The sequence below is a fragment of the Proteus sp. TSJ240517 genome (genome assembly GCF_047921575.1).
In the GTDB taxonomy this organism is placed as follows: Bacteria; Pseudomonadota; Gammaproteobacteria; order Enterobacterales; family Enterobacteriaceae; genus Proteus.
This window is the reverse complement of the sequence record NZ_JBLRMH010000032.1, coordinates 1-490: the sequence shown is the minus strand read 5'-3', so window position 1 is coordinate 490 and position 490 is coordinate 1. Positions and strand designations below refer to the sequence as shown.

Sequence of the window (490 nt, the reverse complement as noted above, 5' to 3'; positions counted from 1 at the left end):
GGGAAATCGTACTGAGACAGAAGTTCACGAACTTCCATTTCTACTAATTCCAGTAACTCTTCATCATCTACCATGTCACATTTGTTCAGGAATACGATGATGTAAGGAACACCAACCTGACGACCTAACAGGATGTGCTCACGAGTTTGTGGCATTGGGCCATCAGTCGCAGCAACAACCAGGATAGCTCCGTCCATTTGCGCAGCACCTGTGATCATGTTTTTAACATAGTCGGCGTGACCTGGGCAGTCTACGTGTGCGTAGTGACGGCTTGGAGTGTCATATTCTACGTGTGAAGTAGAGATGGTGATACCACGAGCTTTTTCTTCTGGTGCGTTATCGATTTGATCGAATGCACGAGCAGAACCACCGTAAGTTTTAGCTAAAACTGTAGTGATTGCAGCAGTCAGAGTTGTTTTACCGTGGTCAACGTGGCCGATAGTACCAACGTTAACGTGCGGTTTTGAACGTTCAAATTTTTCTTTAGACA

General features: G+C 45.5%; 1 protein-coding gene. It reads right to left on the bottom strand.

Annotated elements, in window-relative coordinates:
* Window positions 1-490: GTP-binding protein (locus tag ACNARN_RS18635; RefSeq protein WP_416303691.1), on the bottom strand; the 490-nt coding region annotated here is incomplete at both ends.